General features: G+C 71.1%; 23 protein-coding genes and 3 pseudogenes. 21 read left to right on the forward strand and 5 right to left on the reverse strand.

Going from position 1 to position 26,492, the window contains the following annotated elements:
- The first annotated feature begins 25 nt into the window (after nt 1-25).
- The 12 genes and pseudogenes from BLV72_RS29890 (at nt 26) to BLV72_RS29945 (ending at nt 12,963) form a co-directional block, all read left to right on the forward strand.
- Nucleotides 26-583: a hypothetical protein gene (locus tag BLV72_RS29890; RefSeq protein ID WP_093466132.1), complete on the forward strand. Its 558-nt coding sequence runs from the start codon at nt 26-28 to the stop codon at nt 581-583.
- Between the two features lie 248 nt (nt 584-831).
- A complete protein-coding gene (pdxS, locus tag BLV72_RS29895; RefSeq protein ID WP_014056223.1) occupies nt 832-1,752 on the forward strand; it encodes a pyridoxal 5'-phosphate synthase lyase subunit PdxS in 921 nt (306 codons plus the stop codon).
- A gap of 90 nt (nt 1,753-1,842) precedes the next feature.
- Nucleotides 1,843-2,466, forward strand: a complete 624-nt coding sequence (gene pdxT, locus BLV72_RS29900; RefSeq protein ID WP_093466133.1) for a pyridoxal 5'-phosphate synthase glutaminase subunit PdxT — start codon at nt 1,843-1,845, stop codon at nt 2,464-2,466.
- A gap of 62 nt (nt 2,467-2,528) precedes the next feature.
- Nucleotides 2,529-3,281, forward strand: a complete 753-nt coding sequence (locus BLV72_RS29905) for a YebC/PmpR family DNA-binding transcriptional regulator (protein WP_059146807.1) — start codon at nt 2,529-2,531, stop codon at nt 3,279-3,281.
- A 159-nt stretch (nt 3,282-3,440) separates the two neighbouring features.
- A complete protein-coding gene (ruvC, locus tag BLV72_RS29910; RefSeq protein ID WP_093466135.1) occupies nt 3,441-4,019 on the forward strand; it encodes a crossover junction endodeoxyribonuclease RuvC in 579 nt (192 codons plus the stop codon).
- Nucleotides 4,016-4,636 (forward strand): Holliday junction branch migration protein RuvA, encoded by a 621-nt coding sequence (ruvA, locus tag BLV72_RS29915; protein ID WP_093466136.1) that lies wholly within the window; start codon nt 4,016-4,018, stop codon nt 4,634-4,636. Before ruvC ends, ruvA begins: the two co-directional genes overlap by 4 nt.
- A gap of 67 nt (nt 4,637-4,703) precedes the next feature.
- Nucleotides 4,704-5,792, forward strand: a complete 1,089-nt coding sequence (gene ruvB, locus BLV72_RS29920; protein WP_093466138.1) for a Holliday junction branch migration DNA helicase RuvB — start codon at nt 4,704-4,706, stop codon at nt 5,790-5,792.
- A 223-nt stretch (nt 5,793-6,015) separates the two neighbouring features.
- On the forward strand, nt 6,016-6,540 hold the full coding sequence (gene yajC / locus BLV72_RS29925) for a preprotein translocase subunit YajC (RefSeq protein ID WP_093466139.1): 525 nt from the start codon (nt 6,016-6,018) through the stop codon (nt 6,538-6,540).
- Nucleotides 6,541-6,692: 152 nt separating this feature from the next.
- Nucleotides 6,693-8,489: a protein translocase subunit SecD gene (gene secD / locus BLV72_RS29930; protein ID WP_093466141.1), complete on the forward strand. Its 1,797-nt coding sequence runs from the start codon at nt 6,693-6,695 to the stop codon at nt 8,487-8,489.
- 1 nt (nt 8,490) lies between these two features.
- A complete protein-coding gene (secF, locus tag BLV72_RS29935; RefSeq protein ID WP_093466142.1) occupies nt 8,491-9,612 on the forward strand; it encodes a protein translocase subunit SecF in 1,122 nt (373 codons plus the stop codon).
- A gap of 16 nt (nt 9,613-9,628) precedes the next feature.
- On the forward strand, nt 9,629-10,237 hold the full coding sequence (locus BLV72_RS29940) for an adenine phosphoribosyltransferase (protein WP_280143019.1): 609 nt from the start codon (nt 9,629-9,631) through the stop codon (nt 10,235-10,237).
- Between the two features lie 195 nt (nt 10,238-10,432).
- Nucleotides 10,433-12,963, forward strand: a pseudogene (locus tag BLV72_RS29945) (RelA/SpoT family protein).
- Nucleotides 12,964-13,046: 83 nt separating this feature from the next.
- Here the strand turns inward: BLV72_RS29945 and BLV72_RS29950 are convergent.
- Together BLV72_RS29950 and BLV72_RS29955 are read right to left on the reverse strand one after the other, a co-directional pair.
- Complete coding sequence (locus tag BLV72_RS29950; RefSeq protein ID WP_093466144.1) at nt 13,047-14,276, reverse strand: DUF349 domain-containing protein; 1,230 nt, start codon at nt 14,274-14,276, stop codon at nt 13,047-13,049.
- Between the two features lie 208 nt (nt 14,277-14,484).
- Nucleotides 14,485-15,351 (reverse strand): peptidylprolyl isomerase, encoded by an 867-nt coding sequence (locus BLV72_RS29955; protein ID WP_093466145.1) that lies wholly within the window; start codon nt 15,349-15,351, stop codon nt 14,485-14,487.
- A gap of 152 nt (nt 15,352-15,503) precedes the next feature.
- Here BLV72_RS29955 and BLV72_RS29960 point away from each other — a divergent pair, with 152 nt between their 5' ends.
- Nucleotides 15,504-16,220, forward strand: a complete 717-nt coding sequence (locus tag BLV72_RS29960; RefSeq protein WP_093466147.1) for an MBL fold metallo-hydrolase — start codon at nt 15,504-15,506, stop codon at nt 16,218-16,220.
- A 13-nt stretch (nt 16,221-16,233) separates the two neighbouring features.
- A complete protein-coding gene (gene hisS, locus BLV72_RS29965) occupies nt 16,234-17,496 on the forward strand; it encodes a histidine--tRNA ligase (protein WP_093466148.1) in 1,263 nt (420 codons plus the stop codon).
- Nucleotides 17,497-17,558: 62 nt separating this feature from the next.
- Here the strand turns inward: hisS and BLV72_RS29970 are convergent.
- Nucleotides 17,559-17,768, reverse strand: a pseudogene (locus BLV72_RS29970) (response regulator transcription factor); the annotation flags it as partial.
- Nucleotides 17,756-18,229 (reverse strand): annotated as a pseudogene (locus BLV72_RS29975) (ATP-binding cassette domain-containing protein); the annotation flags it as partial. The pseudogenes BLV72_RS29970 and BLV72_RS29975, both read right to left, overlap by 13 nt.
- A 187-nt stretch (nt 18,230-18,416) precedes the next feature.
- Here BLV72_RS29975 and BLV72_RS29980 point away from each other — a divergent pair.
- Both BLV72_RS29980 and BLV72_RS29985 read left to right on the forward strand, forming a co-directional pair.
- Nucleotides 18,417-19,073, forward strand: a complete 657-nt coding sequence (locus BLV72_RS29980; protein WP_093466150.1) for a vitamin K epoxide reductase family protein — start codon at nt 18,417-18,419, stop codon at nt 19,071-19,073.
- Between the two features lie 126 nt (nt 19,074-19,199).
- Nucleotides 19,200-20,588, forward strand: a complete 1,389-nt coding sequence (locus BLV72_RS29985) for a replication-associated recombination protein A (RefSeq protein WP_093466151.1) — start codon at nt 19,200-19,202, stop codon at nt 20,586-20,588.
- A gap of 45 nt (nt 20,589-20,633) precedes the next feature.
- Here BLV72_RS29985 and BLV72_RS29990 read toward each other — a convergent pair whose 3' ends face one another.
- Nucleotides 20,634-21,536 carry a DUF2470 domain-containing protein gene (locus BLV72_RS29990; protein ID WP_093466153.1) on the reverse strand — a complete coding sequence of 301 codons (903 nt, stop codon included), beginning with the start codon at nt 21,534-21,536 and terminating at the stop codon, nt 20,634-20,636.
- Between the two features lie 55 nt (nt 21,537-21,591).
- Here BLV72_RS29990 and rpsD point away from each other — a divergent pair, with 55 nt between their 5' ends.
- The 5 genes from rpsD (at nt 21,592) to ruvX (ending at nt 26,406) form a co-directional block, all read left to right on the forward strand.
- A complete protein-coding gene (gene rpsD / locus BLV72_RS29995) occupies nt 21,592-22,203 on the forward strand; it encodes a 30S ribosomal protein S4 (protein WP_059146792.1) in 612 nt (203 codons plus the stop codon).
- A 279-nt stretch (nt 22,204-22,482) separates the two neighbouring features.
- Nucleotides 22,483-22,929 carry a DUF948 domain-containing protein gene (locus BLV72_RS30000; RefSeq protein ID WP_093466154.1) on the forward strand — a complete coding sequence of 149 codons (447 nt, stop codon included), beginning with the start codon at nt 22,483-22,485 and terminating at the stop codon, nt 22,927-22,929.
- Between the two features lie 8 nt (nt 22,930-22,937).
- Nucleotides 22,938-23,267, forward strand: coding sequence for a DUF6167 family protein (locus tag BLV72_RS30005; protein WP_093466156.1), 330 nt, complete (start codon nt 22,938-22,940; stop codon nt 23,265-23,267).
- On the forward strand, nt 23,267-25,936 hold the full coding sequence (gene alaS / locus BLV72_RS30010; RefSeq protein ID WP_093466157.1) for an alanine--tRNA ligase: 2,670 nt from the start codon (nt 23,267-23,269) through the stop codon (nt 25,934-25,936). Before BLV72_RS30005 ends, alaS begins: the two co-directional genes overlap by 1 nt.
- The gene (ruvX, locus tag BLV72_RS30015; RefSeq protein WP_093466159.1) at nt 25,936-26,406 is read left to right on the forward strand and encodes a Holliday junction resolvase RuvX; all 471 of its coding nucleotides are present in this window, start codon (nt 25,936-25,938) and stop codon (nt 26,404-26,406) included. Before alaS ends, ruvX begins: the two co-directional genes overlap by 1 nt.
- Nucleotides 26,407-26,492 lie beyond the last annotated feature (86 nt).

Below are 26,492 nucleotides of genomic sequence, written 5' to 3' on the forward strand. Positions count from 1 at the left end.
GCGGCAGGCGGTAGCGTGGCGGGCCGTGAGCACCTTGATCTGGATCGCGGTCGCGCTGGTCGTCGTCGCCGTCTACCTGAGCTGGACCGCCGGACGCCTCGACCGGCTGCACAGCCGGCTGGACGCGGCGCGGGCCGCACTCGACGCGCAGTTGCTGCGGCGTGCCTCCGTCGCGCAGGAGCTGGCCACCGCCGGAGTGCTCGATCCGGCCGCGTCGATCGTGCTGTACCAGGCCGCGCACGCCGCCCGGCAGTCCGAGGAGGAGCACCGCGAGGTCGCCGAGAGCGAGCTGAGCCAGGCGCTGCGGGCGGTCTTCCAGGACAGCGCACAGGCGGAGGCGGTACGGGAGGCGCCGGGCGGCGAGGACGCGCTGGGGGAGCTCACGGAGGCGGTTCGGCGGGTGCCGATGGCCCGGCGGTTCCACAACGACGCGGTGCGGGCGGCGCGGGCGCTGCGCCGCCATCGCACGGTGCGCTGGTTCCGGCTGGCGGGTCACGCCCCGTTTCCGCTCGCCTTCGAGATGGACGACGAGCCCCCGGCGGCCCTCGGGCGGGTGCCGGGCGCCGAGGAGGCCGAGCGCTGACGGAAGCCGTGCGGAGGGCCCCGGGCGTCAGAGCCCGCGTCCTGACGCCTTCCGCGGACTGAGGATTCACCGGCTGTTTCGAGCCACCGGCCTTCGATTGGCCCTTGCCGTGCCCCGCCCCGAGCCGGTTTTGTCATTCGTGTAGCACACACGCTCGTGACCTGGACCAGATGGCCGGGTCATGTTCCGGTATCGAACGGCCCTACGATGGGCTCATCGCACTTTTCATTATCGAGTGAGGTCAAACCGTGTCCATCACGCCCGCCAGCACGCCCAACTCCGACGCCCCCGCGACCGGCACCGCCCGCGTCAAGCGCGGTATGGCCGAGCAGCTCAAGGGTGGCGTGATCATGGACGTCGTCACCCCCGAGCAGGCCAAGGTCGCCGAGGACGCCGGTGCCGTCGCGGTCATGGCACTCGAGCGGGTGCCGGCCGACATCCGTAAGGACGGCGGCGTGGCCCGGATGTCCGACCCGGACATGATCGAGGGCATCATCGGCGCCGTCTCCATCCCGGTCATGGCCAAGTCGCGGATCGGCCACTTCGTCGAGGCGCAGGTACTGCAGTCGCTCGGCGTCGACTACATCGACGAGTCCGAGGTCCTGACCCCGGCCGACGAGGTCAACCACAGCGACAAGTGGTCCTTCACCACCCCCTTCGTCTGCGGCGCCACCAACCTGGGCGAGGCGCTGCGCCGGATCGCCGAGGGTGCGGCCATGATCCGTTCCAAGGGCGAGGCCGGCACCGGCAACGTAGTCGAGGCGGTCCGCCACCTGCGTCAGATCAAGGGCGAGATCGCCCGCCTGCGCGGTCTGGACAACCACGAGCTCTACGCGGCCGCCAAGGAGATCCGCGCCCCGTACGAGCTGGTCGCCGAGATCGCGCAGACCGGCAAGCTGCCGGTGGTGCTGTTCTCCGCCGGCGGTGTCGCCACCCCGGCCGACGCCGCGCTGATGCGCCAGCTGGGCGCCGAGGGCGTGTTCGTGGGCTCCGGCATCTTCAAGTCGGGCGACCCGGCCAAGCGCGCCGCCGCGATCGTGAAGGCCACCACCTTCTACGACGACCCCAAGGTCATCGCGGACGCGTCCCGGGACCTCGGCGAGGCCATGGTCGGCATCAACTGCGACACCCTCCCCGAGTCCGAGCGCTACGCCAGCCGCGGCTGGTAACGGGCGCCCGCACGGCACCACATGGCACCACGCGTCCGGCGTCCCGGCCCGGCGCGTGGTGCTCCTGACGTTCGAGAGGTCTTCGCTTCCGTGACTACGTCGTCCACTTCGTCCACGTCCACCCCCGGCGGGCCCGTGATCGGTGTGCTCGCCCTCCAGGGCGATGTCCGCGAGCATTTCGCCGCGCTCACCGCGGCCGGGGCCACGCCCCGGCAGGTCCGCCGCCCCGAGGAGCTCGCCGAGGTCGAGGCCCTGGTGATCCCGGGGGGCGAGTCGACCACCATGTCCAAGCTGGCGGTCATCTTCGGGCTGCTGGGGCCCCTGCGCGAGCGGGTCCGGGCCGGAATGCCGGTGTACGGTACGTGCGCGGGCATGATCATGCTCGCGGACAAGATCCTCGACGGCCGGGACGACCAGGAGACCATCGGCGGCATCGACATGATCGTGCGCCGTAACGCCTTCGGCCGTCAGAACGAGTCCTTCGAGGCCCGCGTCGACATCGAGGGCATCGACGGCGGCCCGGTCGAGGGGGTCTTCATCCGCGCGCCATGGGTCGAGTCCGTGGGCGGCGATGCCGAGGTGCTCGCGACGTTCGACGGGCACACCGTCGCCGTCCGGCAGGGCAATGTCCTGGCGACCTCGTTCCACCCCGAACTGACGGGTGACCACCGGGTGCACAAGCTTTTTGTGGATCTGGTCCGCGCCGCAGGCTGAGCCGATCCCGGTAGGATCTCAGGCGTTCGTACAGCAATGGGTTACGCGAAGGAGACAGGCGGATGTCCGGCCACTCTAAATGGGCTACGACGAAGCACAAGAAGGCCGTGATCGATGCCAAGCGCGGCAAGCTCTTCGCGAAGCTGATCAAGAACATCGAGGTTGCGGCCCGGATGGGCGGTTCCGACCCGGAGGGCAACCCGACGCTCTTCGACGCCATCCAGAAGGCGAAGAAGCAGTCGGTTCCGAACAAGAACATCGACAGCGCGGTCAAGCGCGGTGCCGGTCTCGAGGCCGGTGGCGCCGAGTACGAGACGATCATGTACGAGGGCTACGGCCCCAACGGCGTGGCCGTGCTCATCGAGTGCCTGACCGACAACCGCAACCGCGCGGCCTCCGACGTCCGCGTCGCGATGACGCGCAACGGCGGCTCGATGGCCGACCCGGGCTCCGTGTCGTACCTGTTCAACCGTAAGGGCGTCGTCATCGTCCCCAAGGGCGAGCTCGGCGAGGACGACGTGCTGGGCGCGGTCCTGGACGCGGGCGCCGAGGAGGTCAACGACCTCGGTGAGTCCTTCGAGGTGATCAGCGAGGCCACCGACCTGGTCGCGGTCCGTACCGCCCTCCAGGAGGCGGACATCGACTACGACTCGGCCGAGGCCAACTTCGTGCCCACGATGCAGGTCGAGCTCGAAGAGGACGCCGCGCGCAAGATCTTCAAGCTGATCGACGCTCTCGAGGACAGCGACGACGTGCAGAACGTCTTCGCCAACTTCGACGTCTCCGACGAGGTCATGGCCAAGGTGGACGCCTGAGGGCGGATCGGCACGGCGGTCGACGCCTTCGGCCAACGCCGACGGGCCGGCGGGGCATCACCCCACCGGCCCGTCGGCGTTGTCCGTGCCGGTGTTGTCGGCGGCAGCCGCTAGCCTGCAGGAACAGGTGACCGAAGCAGCGGTGAGGGGAGGGGCGCGGTGCGTGTGCTGGGCGTGGACCCGGGGCTGACCCGGTGCGGTGTCGGCGTGGTCGAGGGGGTCGCGGGCCGTCCACTGCGGATGCTCGGCGTCGGCGTCATCCGGACCGGGGCGGACCTCGCGATCGGCGGCCGGCTCGTCCTCATCGAGCGCGGCATAGAGGAGTGGCTGGACGCCCACCGGCCCGAATTCGTCGCCGTGGAGCGGGTGTTCAGCCAGCACAATGTGCGCACCGTCATGGGCACCGCCCAGGCCAGCGCCGTCGCGATGCTGTGCGCGGCCCGCCGCGGGCTGCCGGTCGCGCTGCACACCCCCAGCGAGGTCAAGGCGGCCGTGACCGGATCCGGTCGGGCCGACAAGGCGCAGGTCGGCTCGATGGTGACCCGGCTGCTGCGGCTGGACGCACCGCCCAAGCCGGCCGACGCGGCGGACGCCCTGGCGCTCGCCATCTGCCATATCTGGCGGGCCCCCGCGACCAACCGCCTCCAGCAGGCCGTCGCCGCCCACCGCAGCACGAACAGTGCCCGCACCACGAACGACACCGGCGCCGCCCGCACCACGAAAGGCCGTATCTCATGATCGCGTTCGTCTCCGGTCCGGTGGCGGCCGTCGCCCCGGACACCGCCGTGATCGAGGTCGGCGGGATCGGGATGGCGCTCCAGTGCACCCCCGCCACCCTGGCCGGGCTGCGCGTCGGCCAGCAGGCCCGGCTGGCCACCTCCCTCGTCGTCCGTGAGGACTCGTTGACCCTCTACGGCTTCGCCGACGACGACGAGCGCCAGGTCTTCGAGCTGCTCCAGACCGCCAGCGGGGTCGGCCCCCGGCTGGCCCAGGCGATGCTGGCGGTGCACTCCCCGGACGCGCTGCGGCTCGCGGTGTCCACCGGGGACGAGAAGGCGCTCACCGCCGTCCCCGGCATCGGCAAGAAGGGGGCGCAGCGGCTGCTGCTGGAGCTCAAGGACCGGCTCGGCGAGCCGCTCGGCTCCGCCGTGCCCGGCGCCCGCTCCGCGGCCGCCCCCGGCTGGAGCGATCAGCTGCACACCGCGTTGGTCGGCCTCGGCTACGCCACCCGGGAGGCCGACGAGGCGGTGGCCGCCGTCACCCCGCAGGCCGAGGAGGCGGTGGCCGCGGGCCGCAAGCCCCAGGTGGCTCAGCTACTGCGGGCCGCCCTGCAGACCCTGAACCGCACACGGTGAGCCACCGCGGCCGCGGCAGGCCGCGACCGGCGGCACCACTCCAGACGACATCGCGAGGCGAAACGCAGTGAACTGGGACGAGACCCCATCGGCCACCGCCGACGACGCCCCGCCCGGCCCGGGCGGCAGGCTGGTGGGCGCCGACGCCGACGGCGACGACCAGGCGGTGGAGGCCGCGCTGCGCCCGAAGGACCTCGGCGAGTTCGTCGGGCAGGAGCGGGTGCGCGAGCAGCTGGACCTGGTGCTCAAGGCGGCCCGGCAGCGCGGCGGCACCGCCGACCATGTGCTGCTCTCCGGCGCGCCCGGACTGGGCAAGACCACCCTCTCCATGATCATCGCCGCCGAGATGGCCGCCCCGATCCGGATCACCTCCGGCCCCGCCATCCAGCACGCCGGCGATCTGGCCGCGATCCTCTCCTCCCTCGCCGAGGGCGAGGTGCTCTTCCTGGACGAGATCCACCGGATGTCCCGGCCCGCCGAGGAAATGCTGTACATGGCGATGGAGGACTTCCGCGTCGACGTCATCGTCGGCAAGGGGCCCGGGGCCACCGCCATTCCGCTGGAGCTGCCGCCGTTCACGCTGGTCGGGGCCACCACCCGGGCCGGGCTGCTGCCGCCCCCGCTGCGCGACCGCTTCGGCTTCACCGGCCATATGGAGTTCTACGCCCCGGCCGAGCTGGAGCGGGTCATCCACCGTTCCGCCGGGCTGCTCGATGTGACCATCGAGGCCGAGGGCGCCTCCGAGATCGCGGGCCGCTCCCGCGGCACCCCCCGGATCGCCAACCGGCTGCTGCGCCGGGTGCGGGACTACGCCCAGGTCAAGGCCGACGGCGTGATCACGCGCGAGATCGCCGCCAGCGCCCTCGCCGTGTACGACGTGGACGAGCGCGGCCTGGACCGGCTGGACCGGGCGGTGCTCAGCGCGCTGCTCAAGCTGTTCGGCGGCGGCCCGGTGGGCCTGTCGACCCTGGCGGTCGCGGTGGGGGAGGAGCGCGAGACGGTCGAGGAGGTCGCCGAGCCCTTCCTGGTCCGGGAGGGGCTGCTGGCCCGTACGCCCCGGGGGCGGATCGGCACCCCGGCGGCCTGGGCCCATCTGGGGCTGACCCCGCCGCCGCGGGCCGCCGGCGGCGGCCAGACGGGGCTCTTCGAGGCATGACGGGCCATCCCGAGGCATAAGCGCGCGCTTACCCGGCATCATGGCGTAGAGGACCAATAATGGCGGGGTCAGGAACCCCGGTACCGCGCCGGGCGTTGTTCCATTGGCGTGGGCTCGCTTAGACTCCGCCGATGCCGTCCGTATGCCGTCCGCTCACCGTGCGGTGTACCCACCCCCGTAGACCAGGCCGCTCCCCGCGGTCGTGTGAAGGAATTTCCGTCCCGTGAATATCGTGACTCTCCTGCCGTTCATCGTGCTTATCGGGGCCATGTTCCTGATGACGCGATCGGCCAAGAACAAGCAGCGCCAGGCCCAGCAGATGCGCAATGACATGCACCCGGGCACCGGCGTGCGGACCATTGGCGGCATGTACGCGACGGTCAAGGAGGTCCACGACGACACGGTCCTCCTCGAGGTGGCCCCCGGCGTGCACGCGATCTACGCGAAGAACGCGGTGGGAGCCGTCCTGGACGACGCCGAGTACAACCGCATCGTGCACGGCATCGACCCCGACGAGGACGCCGACGCCGCCGACACCCCTGTCGTTCCCGACGACGCCTCCTCGCTGACCGAGGCCGCCGACGCCGGTGATGGCGACTCCTCCGCCGACAAGGCCGACGCGGCCGACGAGGCGGAGGAGAAGGCCGGGAAGACGGACGTCAAGAAGATCGACCTCGGCAAGGACGACGCCGCCGCGGCGGGCACCTCCGAGGACGAGAAGCGGGACGGCGGCACCGACGCGAAGTAAGTCCGACATCCGGGAAACCGCGGCGCGCCCCCGTTTGGTGCGCCGCGGTTCCCTGAACGGTCTAGGCTCCGGCGTGGGCTCGTCCCCACAAGACTTCGTGGCCGCTCCGCGCACACCCGATGCGGGGCGGTTGGACAGGGAGATACGAGAAGGTGGCAGCACCGAAGAAGGGCCGCAGGTCCTCCGGGTCACAGGGCAGGCCCGGGCGCGCCTTGGCCGTCATCCTGATCGCCATCGTGGCGCTGACCGGAGGCATGTTCGTCTCCGGTCACACCACGCCGCGACTGGGTATCGATCTCGCGGGCGGCACCAGCTTCACGCTGGAGGCCAAGAACCAACCGGGCAAGCCCAACGCGATCAACACGGACAACATGAACACCGCCGTGGGCATCATCGAGCGGCGGGTCAACGGTCTGGGTGTGTCCGAGGCCGAGGTCCAGACGCAGGGCGAGAAGCACATCATCGTGAACATCCCCAAGGGGACGAACGCGAAGCAGGCCCGGCAGCAGGTCGGCACCACCGCCCAGCTCTACTTCCGGCCGGTGACCACGACCACCAGCGGCCAGAAGACCCCCGATCAGCCCAGCTCCACCCCCAGCCCGTCCGGCAGCGCCAGCGGCAAGGGCAATGACAAGGGCGACGACAAGGGCGGCAAGCCGTCCGGCACACCCTCGGCCTCCTCGTCGGCTTCCTCGTCCTCCTCCGCCAGCCCCAGCACCCAGGGGCGGGCCCTCTCCGAGGGCCTGAAGGCCGACAAGAAGCCCGGCGAGACCCCCTCGCCGTCGAACACCCCGAAGCCCGACCCGTCCAAGAGCCCCAAGGGCTCCACCAGCCAGGAGGACCTGGCCAAGCAGTTCGCGGCCCTGGACTGCACCAAGCCGGCCGCACGCGCCGCGGCCGCCGACAAGGCGGCCAACGCCAAGCCGAGCGACCCCGTGCTGGCCTGCAGCGAGAAGGGCGACGCCAAGTTCGTCCTCGGCCCCTCCGAGGTCGAGGGCACCGACGTGGACGACGCCTCCGCGGTCTTCGAGAGCCAGAACGGAGCGGGCTGGATCGTCCAGCTCGACTTCAACAGCAAGGGCTCCAAGAAGTTCGCCAAGACCACCGGCGAGCTCACCACCAAGCAGTCCCCGCAGAACCGCTTCGCGATCGTTCTGGACGGCGAGGTCGTCTCCGACCCCGAGGTCACCCAGGGCGCCATCACCGGCGGCCGGGCCACCATCTCCGGCGGCTTCACCCAGCAGAGCTCCGAGGACCTGGCCAACGTGCTGTCCTACGGTGCGCTCCCGCTGTCCTTCGACATCGCGGACGAGACCACCGTCTCCGCCGCGCTCGGCGGTGAGCAGCTGGACGCCGGTCTGGTCGCCGGTGCCATCGGCCTCGCGCTCGTCGTGATCTACCTGGTCGTCTACTACCGCGGTCTCGCCCTCGTGGCCATGGCCAGCCTCGGCGTCTCCGCGATCCTGACGTACACGATCATGGTGCTGCTCGGCCCGGGTATCGGCTTCGCGCTGAACCTGCCGGCGGTCTGCGGTGCGATCGTGGCCATCGGTATCACCGCCGACTCGTTCATCGTCTACTTCGAACGGATCCGCGACGAGATCCGCGAGGGCCGCTCGCTGCGCCCCGCCGTCGAGCGCGGCTGGCCGCGGGCCCGGCGCACCATTCTGGTGTCGGACTTCGTGTCGTTCCTGGCCGCCGCGGTGCTCTACATCGTCACCGTCGGCAAGGTGCAGGGCTTCGCCTTCACCCTGGGGCTCACCACACTGCTCGACGTCGCCGTGGTGTTCCTCTTCACCAAGCCGCTGATGACGATCCTCGCCCGCCGCCCGTTCTTCGGGAACGGCCATTCGTGGTCCGGACTGGACCCCAAGCGCCTCGGGGTCACGCCGCCACTGCGCCGTCGCCGTCCCGCCGCCCCCGGCCCCGCCGACACGAAGGAGGCGTGAGATGTCGCGACTCGGCACTCTCGGCGCCAGGCTCTACCGAGGCGAGGTCGGCTACGACTTCGTCGGCAAGCGGAAGATCTGGTACGGCATCTCGATACTGATCACCATCACGGCCATCGTGGGCCTGGCGGTGCGCGGCCTGAACATGGGCATCGAGTTCTCCGGCGGCGCGGTCTTCACCACCCCGAACACCAAGGTCTCGGCCTCCGACCTGCGCCAGACGGCGGAGGACGCGTCCGGCGGCCACACCGTCGTGGTCCAGGAGCTCGGCCGGGGCGGCCTGCGGATCCAGATCAGCGAGCTGGGCACCAAGGAGGCCCTGCCGGTCCAGGAGAACCTCGCCAAGGAGCTGGGCGTCGAGACCGGCAAGATCGACACTCAGCTCGTCGGCCCGAGCTGGGGCGAGCAGATCGCCAGCAAGGCATGGCAGGGTCTGGCGATCTTCATGGTGCTGGTGGTGATCTATCTCGCCATCGCCTTCGAATGGCGGATGGCGCTGGCCGCCCTGATCGCCCTGATCCACGACCTCACCATCACCGTCGGTGTCTACGCGCTGGTCGGCTTCGAGGTCACGCCGGGCACCGTGATCGGTCTGCTGACGATCCTCGGTTATTCGCTCTACGACACCGTCGTGGTCTTCGACGGTCTCAAGGAAGCGTCGAAGGACCTCACCAAGCAGACCCGCTTCACCTACAGCGAAATCGCCAACCGCAGCCTCAACTCGACCCTGGTGCGGTCCATCAACACCACGATCGTGGCGCTGCTGCCGGTCGGCGCGCTGCTGTTCATCGGCGGTGGTCTGCTCGGCGCCGGCATGCTCAACGACATCTCCCTGGCGCTCTTCGTCGGCCTCGCCGCCGGTGCGTACTCCTCGATCTTCATCGCGACCCCGCTGGTCGCCGATCTGAAGGAGCGCGACCCGAAGATGAAGGCGCTCGCCAAGCGGGTCAAGGCCAAGCGCGCCGCGTCCGCCAAGGCCGAGGCCGCCGACTCGGCGTCCGACGAGGAGGAGGCCCCCGACCTGGAGGACGCCGCCGCGGTCCCCTCCGGGGTCGTCGGCCAGCGCCGCCAGCCCGCCTCCCGTAACCGGGGGCGCGGCCGGCCGTCCGGCAAGCGGCGATGAGCGGGGGAGCCCGACGATGACCGAGACGACGAAGACCGCGGCGGAGAGTCCCGACGGCAGGCCCGACGGATCCGGCGCGGCCGCCGCCGAGGAGCTGCGCACGCTGCTCCTCAGCCGGATCCAGGACGTGCCGGACTACCCCAAGCCGGGCGTGATGTTCAAGGACATCACCCCGCTGCTCGCCGACGCCGCCGCCTTCGGCGCGCTCACCGAGGCGCTCGCCGAGCTGTGCGTCCGGCACCGGGCGGACAAGGTGGTGGGCCTGGAGGCCCGCGGCTTCATCCTCGCCGCCCCGGCCGCCGTCCGCGCCGGAATCGGCTTCGTACCGGTCCGCAAGGCCGGCAAGCTCCCCGGGGCGACCCTCGGCCAGGCGTACGAGCTGGAGTACGGCACCGCCGAGATCGAGATACACGCCGACGCGCTGGAGCCCGGCGACCGGGTCCTGGTGATCGACGACGTACTGGCCACCGGCGGCACCGCCGAGGCGTCCCTGCGGCTCATCCGGCGGGCCGGCGCCCAGATCGCCGGAGTCGCCGTGCTGCTGGAGCTCGGCTTCCTCGACGGCCGCGGCCGTCTGCTGGCCGCGCTCGACAGCGCCCCGCTGGAGGCCCTGATCACGGTCTGAGCCGGATCACGGACCCGCGCACCGGGCCGAGAGACCGCCGGAGGGCGGGGACCGCGCACCGCCGGTCCCCGCCCTCCGTCATGCCGCCACATGCCCCCGTCATGCCCGGCTTGGCGGTCGGCAGGCAAGCGGAGTGGCGGGATCGATACCATGGCAGCCTGACCTTTCGAGGTCCGGACCGCTTGAGGAGTGCTCTTGCCAGACGAGGCCCAGCCGCTCTCGCCCAAAGTCCGTCCGGGCGGAACCCCCTCCGCACAGCCGGACGCGCCCACCGCCGCCGAACCGACGGCGGCCTCCGGCGTGCCCAAGAACAGCGGCGACAGCCCGGTCCGGCGCGGCCCCGAGCAGACGAGCCCGAAGCCCCCCACGGGCCGCTCCAGCAACCTGCCCGCCACCACGCCCCCCGCGCGCCCCGTACAGAGCCCCGCGCCCCGCTCCGGCTCGTCCAACCGCGTCCGGGCCCGCCTGGCGCGCCTGGGCGTCCAGCGCTCCAGCCCGTACAACCCGGTGCTGGAGCCGCTGCTGCGGATCGTGCGTGCCAACGACCCCAAGGCGGAAGCCTCGACGCTGCGCCAGATCGAGCGCGCGTACCAGGTGGCCGAGCGCTGGCACCGCGGCCAGAAGCGCAAGAGCGGCGATCCGTACATCACCCACCCCTCGCGGTGACCACGATCCTGGCCGAGCTGGGTATGGATCCGGCCACTTTGATGGCTGGGCTGCTGCATGACACCGTCGAGGACACCGAGTACGGCCTGGACACCCTGCGCCGGGACTTCGGCGACCAGGTCGCGCTGCTCGTCGACGGCGTCACCAAGCTGGACAAGGTCAAGTTCGGCGAGGCGGCCCAGGCCGAGACCGTGCGCAAGATGGTCGTCGCCATGGCCCGGGACCCCCGGGTGCTGGTCATCAAGCTGGCCGACCGGCTGCACAACATGCGCACCATGCGCTACCTCAAGCGGGAGAAGCAGGAGAAGAAGGCCCGCGAGACCCTCGAGATCTACGCCCCGCTCGCCCACCGCCTGGGCATGAACACCATCAAATGGGAGCTGGAGGACCTCGCCTTCGCGATCCTCTACCCCAAGATGTACGACGAGATCGTGCGGCTGGTCGCCGAGCGGGCCCCCAAGCGCGACGAGTACCTGGCCGTCGTCACCGACCAGGTCCAGGGCGATCTGCGAGCGGCGCGGATCAAGGCGACCGTCACCGGCCGGCCGAAGCACTACTACTCCGTCTACCAGAAGATGATCGTGCGCGGCCGTGACTTCGCCGAGATCTACGACCTGGTGGGCATCCGGGTGCTCGTCGACACCGTCCGCGACTGCTACGCGGCGCTCGGGACCATCCACGCGCGGTGGAACCCGGTGCCCGGGCGGTTCAAGGACTACATCGCGATGCCCAAGTTCAACATGTACCAGTCGCTGCACACGACGGTCATCGGGCCCAGCGGCAAACCGGTCGAGCTGCAGATCCGCACCTTCGACATGCACCGCCGCGCCGAGTACGGCATCGCCGCGCACTGGAAGTACAAGCAGGAAGCGGTGGCCGGCGCCTCCAAGGTGCGCACCGATGTGCCCCGTAAGGCGGGCAAGGACGACGCCATCAACGACATGGCGTGGCTGCGGCAGCTCCTGGACTGGCAGAAGGAGACCGAGGACCCGGGCGAGTTCCTGGAGTCCCTGCGCTTCGATCTCTCCCGCAACGAGGTCTTCGTCTTCACGCCCAAGGGCGATGTCATAGCGCTTCCGGCCGGGGCCACCCCGGTCGACTTCGCCTACGCCGTGCACACCGAGGTCGGCCACCGCACCATCGGGGCGCGGGTCAACGGGCGGCTGGTGCCGCTGGAGTCCACCCTCGACAACGGCGATCTGGTGGAGGTCTTCACCTCCAAGGCGGCCGGCGCCGGACCGTCCCGCGACTGGCTGGGCTTCGTCAAGTCGCCCCGCGCCCGTAACAAGATCCGCGCCTGGTTCTCCAAGGAGCGCCGCGACGAGGCCATCGAACAGGGCAAGGACGCGATCGTCCGGGCGATGCGCAAGCAGAACCTGCCCATCCAGCGGATCCTGACCGGGGACTCGCTGGTCACCCTCGCCCATGAGATGCGCTACCCCGACATCTCCGCGCTCTACGCCGCCATCGGCGAGGGCCATGTCTCCGCGCAGAACGTGGTGCAAAAGCTGGTCCAGGCGCTCGGCGGCGAGGAGGCGGCCAACGAGGACATCGCCGAGACCGCCCCGCCCATCCGACGCACCAAGCGCCGCTCCAGCGCCGATCCGGGCGTCGTGGTCAAGGGCGTCGAGGATGTGTGGGTCAAGCTGGCCCGCTGCTGTACGCCGGTCCCGGGCGACCCCATCATCGGCTTTGTCACCCGCGGCAGCGGCGTCTCCGTGCACCGCGCCGACTGTGTCAACGTGGATTCGCTCTCCCAGCAGCCCGAGCGCATCCTCGACGTCGAATGGGCACCCACCCAGTCGTCGGTCTTCCTGGTCGCCATCCAGGTCGAGGCGCTGGACCGGTCCCGGCTGCTGTCGGACGTCACCCGCGTGCTGTCCGACCAGCACGTCAACATCCTCTCGGCGGCCGTGCAGACCTCCCGCGACCGGGTGGCCACCTCGCGCTTCACCTTCGAGATGGGCGACCCCAAGCACCTGGGCCATGTCCTGAAGGCCGTACGGGGCGTCGAGGGCGTCTACGACGTCTACCGAGTCACCTCGGCCCGCGCCCGCTGAACAACTGACCACACGGCGGCGGCCCCCGGTGCCTTCGCACCGGGGGCCGCCGCCGTCGTATCGGCCGGATCAGCGGATCGACATCAGCCGCCGAACTCCTGCAGACCCTTCAGCGCCTGGTCCAGCAGCGCCTGCCGGCCCTCGAGCTCCTTGGAGAGCTTGTCGGCCTTCGCGTTGTTCCCCGCCGCGCGGGCCGCGTCGATCTGGGTACGCAGCTTGTCGACGGCGTCCTGCAGCTGGCCGGTGAGCCCCTGGGCGCGCGCCCGCGCCTCGGGGTTGGTCCGCCGCCACTCCGCCTCCTCGGCCTCCTGGATGGCGCGCTCCACCGCGTGGATCCGGCCCTCGATCCGGGCCCGGGCGTCCCTCGGCACATGGCCGATGGCCTCCCACCGCTCGTTGACCGACCGGAAGGCCGCGCGGGCCGCCTTCAGGTCCGAGATCGGCAGCAGCTTCTCGGCCTCGACGACGAGCTCCTCCTTACGCGTGAGATTCTCCCGCTGCTCGGCGTCGCGCTCCGCGAAGACCTCGCTGCGCCCCTGGAAGAAGATGTCCTGCGCACCGCGGAAGCGGTTCCACAGGTCCTCCTCCGCCTCGCGCTGCGCACGGCCCGCGGCCTTCCAGTCCGCCATCAGCTCCCGGTACCGGGCCGCGGTCGGACCCCAGTCGGTGGAGCCGGAGAGCGCCTCGGCCTCGGCGACCAGCTTCTCCTTGGTCTGACGGGCCTCCTCGCGCTGTGCGTCCAGGGCCGCGAAATGCGCCTTGCGGCGCTTGGAGAACGCCGAGCGGGCGTGCGAGAAGCGGTGCCACAGCTCGTCGTCCGTCTTGCGGTCCAGGCGCGGCAGGCCCTTCCAGGTGTCCACCAGGGCGCGCAGCCGCTCCCCGGCCGCCCGCCACTGCTCGCTGGCGGCCAGCTGCTCGGCCTCGGCGACCAGGTCCTCCTTGGCCCTGCGGGCCTCGTCGGCCTGGACCGCCTTGGCCGCCTTGCGCTGCTCGCGGCGGGCCTCGACGTCCCCGGCGAGCTTGTCGAGCCGCTTCCTCAACGCGTCCAGATCGCCGACCACGTGATGCTCGTCGACCTGGTGCCGGATGTGGTCGATGGCCGCCGTCGCGTCCTTGGCCGACAGATCGGTGGTCTTGACCCGGCGCTCGAGGAGACCGATCTCGACGACCAGACCGTCGTACTTGCGCTCGAAGTAGGCGAGGGCCTCTTCCGGCGATCCCGCCTGCCACGATCCGACGACCTGCTCACCGTCGGCCGTCCGCACGTATACGGTCCCCGCCTCGTCGACGCGGCCCCAAGGCTCGCTGCTCACAGCGCCTCCTCCACATGATGCCGGGGCGGGCGCGCGGCCCGCCGGCATCGTCCACAGTTTCTTCCGGCCGGGATGCGCCCTGGCCGGTCTCACGGCAGGGCGGCGGCCTCCGGGGCAGGCACCCTACACAACGCCAACATAGGCGACCGGTGCCCCGGCTGTCCGTATCCTGCGCGACCGAAATTTCGCAGTACGCGCGTCGGCGACCTCAGGACTTGCCGACCGTCGCCTTGTTGATCACGACGCTGGCGTTGGGGGCGGTGTTCATCGTCTGGTCCGGGGCTCCCGCCCCGGCGTCGGCGATCTTCTTCAGGACCTTCATCCCGGCCTTGTCCACGGTGCCGAAGGGCGTGTAGTACGGCGGGAGCTCGCTCTCCTTGTAGACCAGGAAGAACTGGCTGCCGCCGGTGTTCTTGCCCTGCTTGGTCTGCGGGTTGTACTGGTTGGCCATGGCGACGGTCCCGGCCGGGTACTTGCCGCCCTTGATCGAGGGGTCCTTCAGGTTCTCGTCCGGCAGGGTGTAGCCGGGGCCGCCGGCGCCGGTGCCCTGCGGGTCACCGCACTGCAGCACGAAGATCCCCGAATTCACCAGCCGGTGGCACTTGGTGTGGTCGAAGTACCCCTTGCCGGCCAGGAAGCCGAAGGAGTTGACCGTGTGCGGCGCCTTCCCGGCGTCCATGGCCACGGAGATGTCCCCGCAGGTCGTCTCCAGCTTCATCGTGTAGGAGGCCGACTTGTCGACCGTGAGCGCCGGCTCCTTCTTCCACGACAGCTTCTTCGGCTTCTTGTCCGCGACCGCCTTCGCCTCCTTGGCACAGGGGTCCGGCGCCTTGCTGGTGGGGGCGGCCGAGGGGGTGCCGGACGCGGCGGCGTCGTCCTTCGTCTTGTCCTTGTCGCTCCCGGACAGCGCGCCCGTGGCCGCGATGGCACCGCCACCGGCCAGGACCACGGCCAGTACGGCGGCGATCACGACATTGCGCTGGCGCGTCTTGTGCCGGGCGGATTCGCGCCGCTGCTGCTGGCGAAGGTACTTCTCCCGGGCGAGTTGCCGCCGCCGCTGCTCGTTACTGACCACCGGGTCGTCTCCTCAAGGCGTGTGCCGTCAGTGTCCTGCTGTTGTGCGTGAGGGCTCGGCCGTACCGTATACGGGTTCGCTGTGGTGGGGGCGCCGCCGGTAGGCTCTGAAGCCGCCGACAATCTTCCACCGGACGACTTCTAAGGACGATCGTGCTCATTGCCGGGTTCCCCGCCGGGGCCTGGGGGACCAATTGCTATCTGGTCGCCCCCGCCGCCGGTGAGGAGTGCGTGATCATCGACCCGGGCCATCAGGCGGCCCAAGGCGTCGAGGAGGCGGTCGCCAAGCACCGGCTCAAGCCCGTCGCCGTCGTCCTCACCCACGGCCATATCGACCATGTCGCCTCGGTCGTCCCGGTCTGCGGCGCGCATGACGTACCGGCCTGGATCCACCCGTCCGACCGCTTCATGATGAGCGACCCCGAGAAGGCCTTCGGACGCTCCATCGGCATGCCGCTGATGGGCGAACTCACCGTGGGCGAGCCGGACGACGTCAAGGAGCTGGCCGACGGCGCCGAGCTGCGGCTGGCCGGTCTCGAGCTCACCGTCGCGCACGCCCCGGGCCATACCAAGGGGTCGGTGACCTTCCGGATGCCCGAGCAGGCGGACGTCCCGTCCGTCTTCTTCTCGGGCGATCTGCTCTTCGCCGGCTCCATCGGACGCACCGATCTGCCCGGCGGCGATCACGCCGAGATACTCGAGTCGCTGGCCCGTGTGGTCCTGCCGCTCGACGACTCGACCGTGGTGCTGTCCGGCCATGGCCCCCAGACCAGCATCGGCCGTGAGCGAGCCACCAACCCGTATCTGCGCGAGGTGGCCGCCGGCCTGGGAGACGGCGCGCAGCGCCCGGCTCCGCGACGAGGAATGTGACGAGAGACTTCCGTTGAGCACCTTCAAAGCCCCCCGGGGCACGTATGACCTGATCCCGCCGGCCTCCGCGGCGTACCTGGCGGTGCGTGAGGCGATCGCCGCACCGCTCAAGCGCTCCGGCTACGGCTATATCGAGACCCCCGGTTTCGAGAACGTGGAGCTCTTCGCGCGCGGCGTCGGCGAGTCCACCGACATCGTGACCAAGGAGATGTACACCCTCACCACCAAGGGCGGCGACGAGCTCGCGCTGCGCCCCGAGGGCACCGCCTCGGTGCTGCGCGCCGCCCTGGAGGCCAATCTGCACAAGGCCGGATCCCTGCCGGTCAAGCTCTGGTACTCGGGCTCGTACTACCGCTACGAGCGGCCGCAGAAGGGCCGCTACCGCCACTTCTCGCAGGTCGGCGCGGAGGCGATCGGCGCCGAGGACCCGGCCCTGGACGCCGAGCTGATCATCCTGGCCCACGACGCGTACCGCTCGCTGGGGCTGCGGAACTTCCGCATCCTGCTGAACTCGCTGGGCGACGCCACCTGCCGTCCCGTCTACCGGGCCGCCCTCCAGGACTTCCTGCGCGGCCTCGACCTGGACGAGGACACCCGGGCGCGCGTCGAGATCAACCCGCTGCGGGTGCTGGACGACAAGCGCGAGGCGGTGCGCGAGCAGCTGACCGGCGCCCCGCTGCTGCGCGACTACCTGTGCGAGGAGTGCAAGGCGTACCACGCGGAGGTCCGCGAGCTGATCACCGCGCGGGGCGTGACCTTCGAGGACGACGCGAAGCTGGTGCGCGGCCTGGACTACTACACCCGCACCACCTTCGAATTCGTCCACGACGGACTGGGCTCGCAGTCCGCGGTCGGCGGCGGCGGCCGCTACGACGGGCTGTCCGAGATGATCGGCGGCCCGGCGCTGCCCTCGGTGGGCTGGGCGCTCGGCGTGGACCGTACGGTGCTGGCGCTGGAGGCCGAGGGCATCGAGCTGAACCTGCCCGATGCCGTCAGCGTCTTCGCGGTGCCGCTGGGGGAGGAGGCCCGGAAGGTCCTCTTCGGCGTGGTCGGCGAGCTCCGCACGGCGGGAGTCGCCACGGACTTCGCCTACGGCGGCAAGGGCCTCAAGGCCGCGATGAAGGCGGCCAACCGCAGCGGTGCGCGCTACGCCATCGTGGCGGGCGAGCGCGACCTCGCCGAGGACGTGGTCCAGCTCAAGGACATGGAGTCCGGCGAACAGGCGCCGGTGCCCCTGGCCGAGGTGGTCGAGGCAATCCGCTCGCGCCTCGCCTGAGCGACGCCCGAAGGGGGCCCGGGGATTTCCCCGGGCCCCCTTCGCTTTCGCCTGTGCTGCCCCTACAGCAGCCCCAGCCGCATCGCGCTGGTGACCGCCGCGGTGCGGTCGTCCACGCCCAACTTGCCGAAGGCCCGCAGCAGATGGGTCTTCACCGTCGATTCGCCGATGAACAGACGCCGACCGGTCTCCGCGTTGGTGCGCCCCTGCGCGACCAGCCGCAGCACGGCCGTCTCCCGCTCGGAGAGGCGGGGGCGCTCTCCGGATCGCCGATCACCCCCAGGGCCACGTCCAGCCGGCGCCGCTGGCCGCCCGACAGCGCCTTGATCCGGCTGCCCGCCTTGGCCTCCAGGCCGACCAGGCCGATGACCTCGTCGCCGATGACCTCGTCGGGGTCGCGCGGGCGCGGGCAGTAGCGGGCGAAGTGCCGCACGGACTCGCGCACCGTCAACTCGGCCGGGGTGGATTCATCCTGCCAAACGATGCCGATCCGGGAACGCCGTTCCCGTCCCCCGGAGGCGGGGTCCCGGCCCAGCACCGTGACCTCCCCCGCGTCCCGGCTCCGATGGCCCTGGAGGATCTCCACCGTGGTGCTCTTGCCCGCCCCGTCGGGCCCCAGGACGCCGAACACCTCACCCTGCCGGATGCCCAGGTCAACGCCGTCCAGCGCGGTCACCGCGCCATAGCGCTCGCGCAGTCCGCGCACCCGTATGGCCTCGTCTGCCACATCCATGAGCGTGACGGTGCCGCGCCGCACAGGGGGCGACCGGGAAGCCCGTCTTATGTCCTCCGAACGGAGGACAGGGCACCATGGCATGGCCTGGATAAGCGGGCCGTACGGCGGGGCGGGTGCGGCACAATGGCCGTGCCCGACGGGGCTGGACACGGTGGAGAGCGACGGACGGCGAGTGACGGCGAGTATGGCGACGACAGTGATGGACGACGTGGAGTCCGGTGAGGCGCGGGAGGGCGTGCGGACCGGGACGGGGGGCAGCCGCGCCTTCGCCCTTCTGCTCGTGATCACCGGTGCGCTCGGGCTCCTCGCCGCCTGGGTCATCACGATCGACAAGAACAAGATCCTCGAGTACAAGGCCGACGGTAAGGTCTTCACGCCCGGCTGCAGCCTCAACCCCGTCGTCTCCTGCGGCAACATCATGGAGAGCGACCAGGCGCAGGCGTTCGGCTTCCCGAACCCGATGCTCGGCCTGGTCGCCTACGGCATCGTGATCTGCGTGGGCATGTCCCTGCTGACCGGGGCGCGCTTCCCGCGCTGGTACTGGCTGACCTTCAACGCGGGCACGCTCTTCGGCGTCGGCTTCGTGACCTGGCTGCAGTACGAGTCGCTGTACGTCATCGGCTCGCTGTGCCTGTGGTGCTGCCTCGCCTGGGTCGCCACCATCGTGATGTTCTGCTACGTCACCGGCCACAACCTCAAGCACGGATACCTTCCCGCGCCCGACGGGCTGCGGCGCGGGCTCATGGAGTTCCACTGGGTGGTCCCGGTGATGTGGATCGGGGTCATCGGAATGCTGATCCTCACCCGCTGGTGGGACTTCTGGACGGGCGCTCAGGGCTGAAGCCCGCACCTTGCCGAACCCTGAGCCTGGCGGTGAGCCGCTGAGCCGGGCGGCTGGCCCCCCGAGCCGGGCGGCTGGACCCCGAGCCCGGCGGCGTTGTCAGAGGGGTGGCATAGGCTTCCGGTCGTGGAGCCAGACCTGTTCACCGCCGCCGCAGAGGACCGCCAGGAGAAGGATCCGGCCAGCAGCCCGCTGGCCGTGCGGATGCGTCCGCGCACCCTCGACGAGGTCGTGGGCCAGCAGCATCTGCTGCGCCCCGGATCGCCGCTGCGCCGGCTCGTGGGCGAGGGCGGCGGCGGTCCGGCCGGGCCGTCGTCGGTGATCCTCTGGGGCCCGCCCGGCATCGGCAAGACGACACTGGCGTATGTGGTCAGCCAGGCCACCCAGAAGCGCTTCGTCGAGCTGTCGGCCATCACCGCGGGGGTCAAGGAGGTCCGGGCCGTCATCGACGGCGCGCGCCGCTCCTCCGGGGCGTACGGGCGGGACACCGTCCTCTTCCTCGACGAGATCCACCGCTTCAGCAAGGCCCAGCAGGACTCGCTGCTGCCCGCCGTGGAGAACCGCTGGGTGACGCTGATCGCGGCCACCACCGAGAATCCGTACTTCTCCGTGATCTCCCCGCTGCTCTCCCGCTCGCTGCTGCTCACCCTGGAGCCGCTGACCGACGACGATCTGCGCGGGCTGCTGCGGCGCGCGCTCACCGACGAGCGCGGGCTCGGCGGAGCGGTCACCCTCCCCGAGGACGCCGAGGCGCATCTGCTGCGCATAGCTGGTGGCGACGCCCGGCGGGCGCTCACCGCGCTGGAGGCGGGCGCCGGGGCGGCCCTGGACAAGGGCGAGTCCGAGGTCACCCTCACCTCGCTGGAGGAGGCGGTCGACCGGGCCGCGGTGAAGTACGACCGCGCGGGCGACCAGCACTACGACGTGGCCAGCGCCCTCATCAAGTCCATCCGCGGCTCGGACGTGGACGCGGCGCTGCACTATCTGGCCCGGATGATCGAGGCGGGGGAGGACCCGCGGTTCATCGCCCGCCGGCTGATGATCTCGGCCAGCGAGGACATCGGCCTCGCCGACCCGACCGCCCTGCCCACCGCCGTGGCGGCGGCGCAGGCGGTCGCCCTGATCGGCTTCCCGGAGGCCGCGCTCACCCTGAGCCATGCCACGATCGCCCTGGCGCTCGCGCCCAAGTCCAACGCCGCGACCACGGCGATCGGCGCGGCGCTGGCGGATGTGCGGGCGGGCCTGGCCGGGCCGGTGCCGCCGCATCTGCGCGACGGTCACTACCAGGGCGCCAAGAAGCTCGGCCACGCGCAGGGCTATCTCTACCCGCACGATCTGCCGGGCGGGATCGCGGCGCAGCAGTACGCACCGGACAAGATCCACGGCAAGCGGTACTACGAGCCCACGCGGTACGGCGCCGAGGCGCGGTACGCGGATGTGGTGGAGCGGGTGCGGGCGCGACTGCGGGGCGACCCGCCGCCGTCCGCCGACGGTCCGGCTCAGACCTCGTCGTAACGGTCGCCCCGCGCGCGGCGCCACCCGCTCACCCGGCGTACCGGCTCAGCTCGTCGCCGCGTCGAACAGGGCGTGCATCGCGTACCGCAGCTCGGTCACGTTCCGCACCGGCTCGGGAAAGTCGAAGCGCGCGTCGAACGGCCGGTCCGCCGCGTCCATGAAGCGCACCCGCAGGCCGAAGCGGTCCAGCGCCACCGGGGTGGCCGCGCCCCGGGTGCAGACCACATCGGAGCGGTCGCCGAGCAGCGCGCACAGCCCGCGCACCTGCTCGCCGTGGGCGGCGTGCAGATGCTGGAGCAGATCGGCCTCGTGCCGCACGAGCGGATCGGGGTCGGCGGTCGTGAAGTCGTCCGGCTCGACGCCGTCCGCACCCCACAGGTCGTCCACGCACGCCTCGCCGACCTCCAGCCGCAGCAGCGTCCAGGCGGCGCTCCCGGCGGGCCCCACGCCGGCGGCCGGACCACCGGACCGCCGGGGCCGCGGCGCCTGGTCGAGGCCGAGCAGCTCGCCCACCGGATGCCGCTCGGCCAGCAGCGCCGCCGCGGCGCGCGTGCGCTCACCGCAGGGGACGGGGGTGATCCAGCCGGCCACCCAGGCGCGGCCGCGGATCCGCCGCGGCATGGCGACGGGGGCGACGTCGGTGATCTCCATCACGCAGGTCAGCTCGTCGTCCTGGGCGTGTGCGGCGGCCCGGGCGGCGGGGGAGCCGCTGGGGACCAGCAGCAGCACATCTCCGTCCGGGGCGACCGTCCGGGCGGCCGGACAATCGGCCCCCAGGTCGTCCAGGGCCTCGATTCCGGGAATCGTCAACGAAGCCGTAGCCTTGGATTCAACGAGAGTACGTACGCGCTCTGCCGGCGACGGCCGCAGGGCGTCTTCCATGGGACGCGGCTGACCCTCCTCGGGGCTCTGACCAGTGCTGGGCAGGGGGATCCCAGGTCGAAACATGCGTTCTCCTCGGCTAAGGTAAGGCTCACCTAACTTACATGGAGGTTCGTTCCCCGTGAACCAGTCGCGTCCCAAGGTCAAGAAGTCGCGGGCGCTGGGCATTGCTCTGACCCCGAAGGCCGTCAAGTACTTCGAGGCCCGCCCGTACCCGCCGGGCGAGCACGGCCGTGGCCGCAAGCAGACCAGTGACTACAAGGTCCGGCTGCTGGAGAAGCAGCGCCTGCGCGCCCAGTACGACATCAGCGAGCGCCAGATGGCGCGTGCCTACGACCGCGCCCGGAAGGCCGGCGGCAAGACGGGCGAGGCTCTGGTCATCGAGCTCGAGCGCCGTCTGGACGCGCTCGTGCTGCGGTCGGGCATCGCCCGCACCATCTACCAGGCCCGCCAGATGGTCACCCACGGCCACATCGAGGTCAACGGCCGCAAGGTCGACAAGCCGTCCTTCCGGGTCCGCCCGGACGACGTGGTGATGGTCCGCGAGCGCAGCCGCGACAAGCACCCCTTCCAGGTGGCGCGCGAGGGTGGTTACGCCCCCGACGGCGAGACCCCGCGCTACCTCCAGGTCAACCTGATGGCGCTCGCCTTCCGCCTCGACCGGGACCCCAACCGCAAGGAGATTCCGGTCATCTGCGACGAACAGCTCGTCGTCGAGTACTACGCCCGCTGATACAGCGGAGCGCACAGTACCCAGCCAAGCCCGCGGGTTCCCCTCGACGCCGGTCGACGGGGAACCCGCGGGCTTGTCCGATGGCGGGTCCGGGAGCGCGCCCGGCGGCCGTTATCCGTTTCGGGTGCGCGTCCGTGGCGCGATAAGGTCGATACCTGCCGCCCGCGCCCGGATACCGCCCGAGAGCGGCGGGCGACGAACGACCCGAACGACGAGCGATCACGACGAGCACGACCAACACGAACAACGACGACGAGCGGCGACAGGGAGCGGTGCGACGTGTCCGGTGGAGAGGTGGCCGGGATCCTCGTGGCCGTCTTCTGGGCGATCCTGGTGTCCTTCCTCGCGCTGGCGCTGGTGAGGCTGGCCCAGACGCTCAAGGCGGCCACCAGGCTGCTGGCGGAGGTCACCGACCAGGCGGTCCCGCTGCTCAGCGAGGCGTCCGCGACCGTGCGCGAGGCGAACACCCAGCTCGCCCGGGTGGATTCGATCGCCTCCGACGTCCAGGAGGTCACCTCCAACGCCTCCGCGCTCTCCTCGACCGTCTCCGCCGCCTTCGGCGGTCCGCTGGTCAAGGTGGCCGCGTTCGGCTACGGCGTCCGGCGGGCGATCGGCCGCAAGGGGCGGGCGCAGGACGAGCCCGCGCCCGCGCGCACCGTCGTCATCGGCAAGACCCTGCCGTCCGCCCGCTGGGGCGGCCGCCGCAACCGTGGATCGAAGGGCTGACAGACCGGATGTTCCGCCGCACATTCTGGTTCACCACCGGCGTCGCCGCCGGAGTGTGGGCCACCACCAAGGTCAACCGCAAGCTCAACCAGCTCACCCCGGAGAGTCTGGCGGCGCAGGCCGCCGACCGCGCGGTGCTGGCGGGCCGGCGGATCAAGGTCTTCGCCCTCGACGTACGGGACGGCATGGCCGACCGCGAGGCCGCGCTCAAGGACGCGCTCGGGCTCTCGGCGCCACCGCCGGACGACCGCAAGCAGCTCCCGGCCCAGCGGGGCCGGGCCCAGCTCACCCACACCACTCCCCACAAGCTCCACAAAGCCGGAAATGAGGACCACTGATGGAGTCGGCTGAAATCCGCCGCCGCTGGCTGCGCTTCTTCGAGGAGCGCGGGCACACCGTCGTGCCGTCGGCGTCGCTCATCGCGGACGACCCGACGCTGCTGCTGGTCCCCGCGGGCATGGTCCCCTTCAAGCCGTACTTCCTCGGCGAGGTCAAGCCGCCCTTCGACCGCGCCGTCAGCGTGCAGAAGTGCGTGCGCACCCCGGACATCGAAGAGGTCGGCAAGACCACCCGGCACGGCACCTTCTTCCAGATGTGCGGGAACTTCTCGTTCGGCGACTACTTCAAGGAAGGCGCCATCAAGTACGCCTGGGAGCTGCTGACCGGCTCCCAGGAGGAGGGCGGCTACGGCCTCGACCCCGAGCGGCTGTGGATCACCGTCTATGAGCAGGACGACGAGGCCGAGCGCATCTGGCGCGAGGTGATCGGCGTCCCCGCCGAGCGCATCCAGCGCCTGGGCATGGGCCCGAACTACTGGTCCATGGGCGTCCCCGGCCCCTGCGGCCCCTGCTCCGAGATCAACTACGACCGTGGTCCGGAGTTCGGCGAGGAGGGCGGCCCGGCCGTCAACGACGAGCGCTACGTGGAGATCTGGAACCTGGTCTTCATGCAGTACGAGCGCGGTCCGGGCGAGGGCAAGGAGAGCTTCCCGATCCTCGGCGAGCTGCCCAGCAAGAACATCGACACCGGCCTCGGCCTCGAGCGCCTCGCGATGATCCTGCAGGGCGTGCAGAACATGTACGAGACCGACACCCTGCGCGTCGTCATGGACAAGGCCACCGAGCTGACCGGGGTCGCCTACGGCGCCGCCCATGACACCGACGTCGCACTGCGCGTGGTCGCCGACCACATGCGCACCTCCGTCATGCTCATCGGCGACGGCGTCACCCCCGGCAACGAGGGCCGCGGCTATGTGCTGCGCCGCATCATGCGCCGCGCCATCCGCAACATGCGCCTCCTCGGCGCCACCGAGCCGGTCGTCGGCGAGCTGGTCGACGTCGTCCTCAAGACGATGGGCCAGCAGTACCCGGAGCTGCTGACCGACCGCAAGCGCATCGAGACCGTCGCCCTCGCCGAGGAGTCGGCCTTCCTCAAGACGCTCAAGGCCGGCACCAACATCCTCGACACCGCCGTCACCGACACCAAGGCCGCCGGTGGCAGCGTGCTCGCCGGCGACAAGGCGTTCCTGCTCCACGACACCTGGGGCTTCCCGATCGACCTCACCCTCGAGATGGCCGCCGAACAGGGCCTCTCGGTGGACGAGGCGGGCTTCCGCCGGCTGATGAAGGAGCAGCGGGAGCGCGCCAAGGCCGACGCCAAGGCCAAGAAGACCGGCCACGCCGACCTGTCCGCCTACCGCGAGGTGGCCGACAGCTCCGGCCTGACCGAGTTCACCGGCTACAGCCACACCGAGGGCGAGTCCACCATCGTCGGTCTGCTGGTCGACGGGGTGTCCTCGCCCGCCGCCACCGAGGGCGACGAGGTCGAGGTCGTCCTGGACCGCACCCCGTTCTACGCCGAGGGCGGCGGCCAGCTCGCCGACACCGGCCGGATCAAGCTGGACACCGGCGCCGTGGTGGAGGTCCGGGACGTCCAGCAGCCGGTGCCCGGCGTCAGCGTGCACAAGGGCGTCGTCCAGGTCGGCGAGGTGACGGTCGGCGCCGGTGTCCACGCCCGGATCGACGTCACGCGCCGCCGCGCCATCGCCCGCGCCCACAGCGCCACCCACCTCACCCACCAGGCGCTGCGCGACGCCCTGGGCCCCACCGCCGCCCAGGCCGGTTCGGAGAACTCGCCCGGCCGCTTCCGCTTCGACTTCGGCTCGCCGGCCGCCGTGCCCGGCGGGGTCCTCATGGACGTCGAGCAGAAGATCAACGAAGTGCTCTCGCGGGAACTCGACGTCTCCGCCGAGGTGATGAGCATGGACGAGGCCAAGAAGCAGGGCGCCATCGCCGAGTTCGGCGAGAAGTACGGCGACCGGGTGCGCGTGGTGACCATCGGCGACTTCTCCAAGGAGCTGTGCGGTGGCACGCATGTGCACAACACCGCCCAGCTGGGTCTGGTGAAGCTGCTCGGCGAATCCTCCATCGGCTCCGGTGTGCGCCGGGTCGAGGCCCTGGTGGGCGTGGACGCCTACAATTTCCTCGCCCGTGAGCACACGGTCGTCTCCCAGCTCACCGACCTGGTCAAGGGCCGCCCCGAGGAGCTCCCGGAGAAGATCTCCGGCATGCTGGGCAAGCTCAAGGAGGCCGAGAAGGAGATCGAGCGGTTCCGCGCCGAGAAGGTGCTGCAGGCCGCCGCCGGTCTCGCCCAGGGCGCCAAGGACGTCCGGGGCACGGCCCTGGTCGCCGCCAAGGTGCCGGACGGCACCTCCGCCGACGATCTGCGCAAGCTGGTCCTGGACGTGCGCGGGCGCATCCCGGGTGACCGCCCGGCCGTCGTCGCCCTCTTCACCGTGGCGGGCGGCCGTCCGCTGACCGTGATCGCCACCAATGAGGCCGCCCGTGAGCGCGGTCTGAAGGCCGGTGACCTGGTCCGCGCCGCCGCCAAGACGCTCGGCGGCGGAGGCGGCGGCAAGCCGGACGTGGCCCAGGGCGGCGGGCAGAACCCGGACGCCGTCGGCGAGGCCGTCCAGGCCGTCGAGCGGCTTGTCCAGGAATCGGCCTGATCGCCGTGCGACGCGGCAGGCGGATCGCCATCGACGTCGGGGACGCCCGGATCGGGGTCGCCTCGTGCGACCCCGACGGGATCCTGGCCACCCCCGTGGAGACCGTGCCGGGACGTGACATCCCGGCCGCCCACAAGCGGCTCGCGGCGCTCGTCGAGGAGTACGAACCACTCGAGGTGGTGGTCGGCCTGCCGCGCTCGCTCAGCGGGCGCGAGGGGCCGGCCGCGACCAAAGTGCGCACCTTCGCACGGGAGTTGGCGCGTCGGGTCGCCCCGGTGCCGGTACGGCTCGTCGACGAGCGTATGACCACTGTCACAGCGTCCCAGGGGCTGCGCGCCTCCGGGGTGACGTCGAAGAAGGGCCGCTCGGTCGTTGACCAGGCGGCCGCCGTGGTGATCCTGCAGAGCGCGCTGGAGACCGAGCGGGTCTCGGGCCGGGCCCCCGGAGAAGCCGTCGAAGTGGTCATCTGATCGCGGTACGGTAACGTTCCGCGCGACATGGCCGCCGCCACCCGTGCCACGAACACGCCGGGCGGTGACCACCTCCGTCGCTAGGG

Source organism: Streptomyces melanosporofaciens (assembly GCF_900105695.1).
Taxonomy (GTDB): domain Bacteria; phylum Actinomycetota; class Actinomycetes; order Streptomycetales; family Streptomycetaceae; genus Streptomyces; species Streptomyces antimycoticus.

Coding starts and splice junctions, on each gene's coding strand:
- BLV72_RS29905 (WP_059146807.1), top strand. CDS start 2,529: ATGTCCGGCCACTCTAAATGGGCTACGACGAAGCACAAGAAGGCCGTG.
- alaS (WP_093466157.1), top strand. CDS start 23,267: ATGGAGTCGGCTGAAATCCGCCGCCGCTGGCTGCGCTTCTTCGAGGAG.
- BLV72_RS29940 (WP_280143019.1), top strand. CDS start 9,629: ATGACCGAGACGACGAAGACCGCGGCGGAGAGTCCCGACGGCAGGCCC.
- BLV72_RS30005 (WP_093466156.1), top strand. CDS start 22,938: ATGTTCCGCCGCACATTCTGGTTCACCACCGGCGTCGCCGCCGGAGTG.
- BLV72_RS29980 (WP_093466150.1), top strand. CDS start 18,417: ATGGCGACGACAGTGATGGACGACGTGGAGTCCGGTGAGGCGCGGGAG.
- ruvA (WP_093466136.1), top strand. CDS start 4,016: ATGATCGCGTTCGTCTCCGGTCCGGTGGCGGCCGTCGCCCCGGACACC.
- BLV72_RS29990 (WP_093466153.1), bottom strand. CDS start 21,536: ATGTTTCGACCTGGGATCCCCCTGCCCAGCACTGGTCAGAGCCCCGAG.
- secF (WP_093466142.1), top strand. CDS start 8,491: ATGTCGCGACTCGGCACTCTCGGCGCCAGGCTCTACCGAGGCGAGGTC.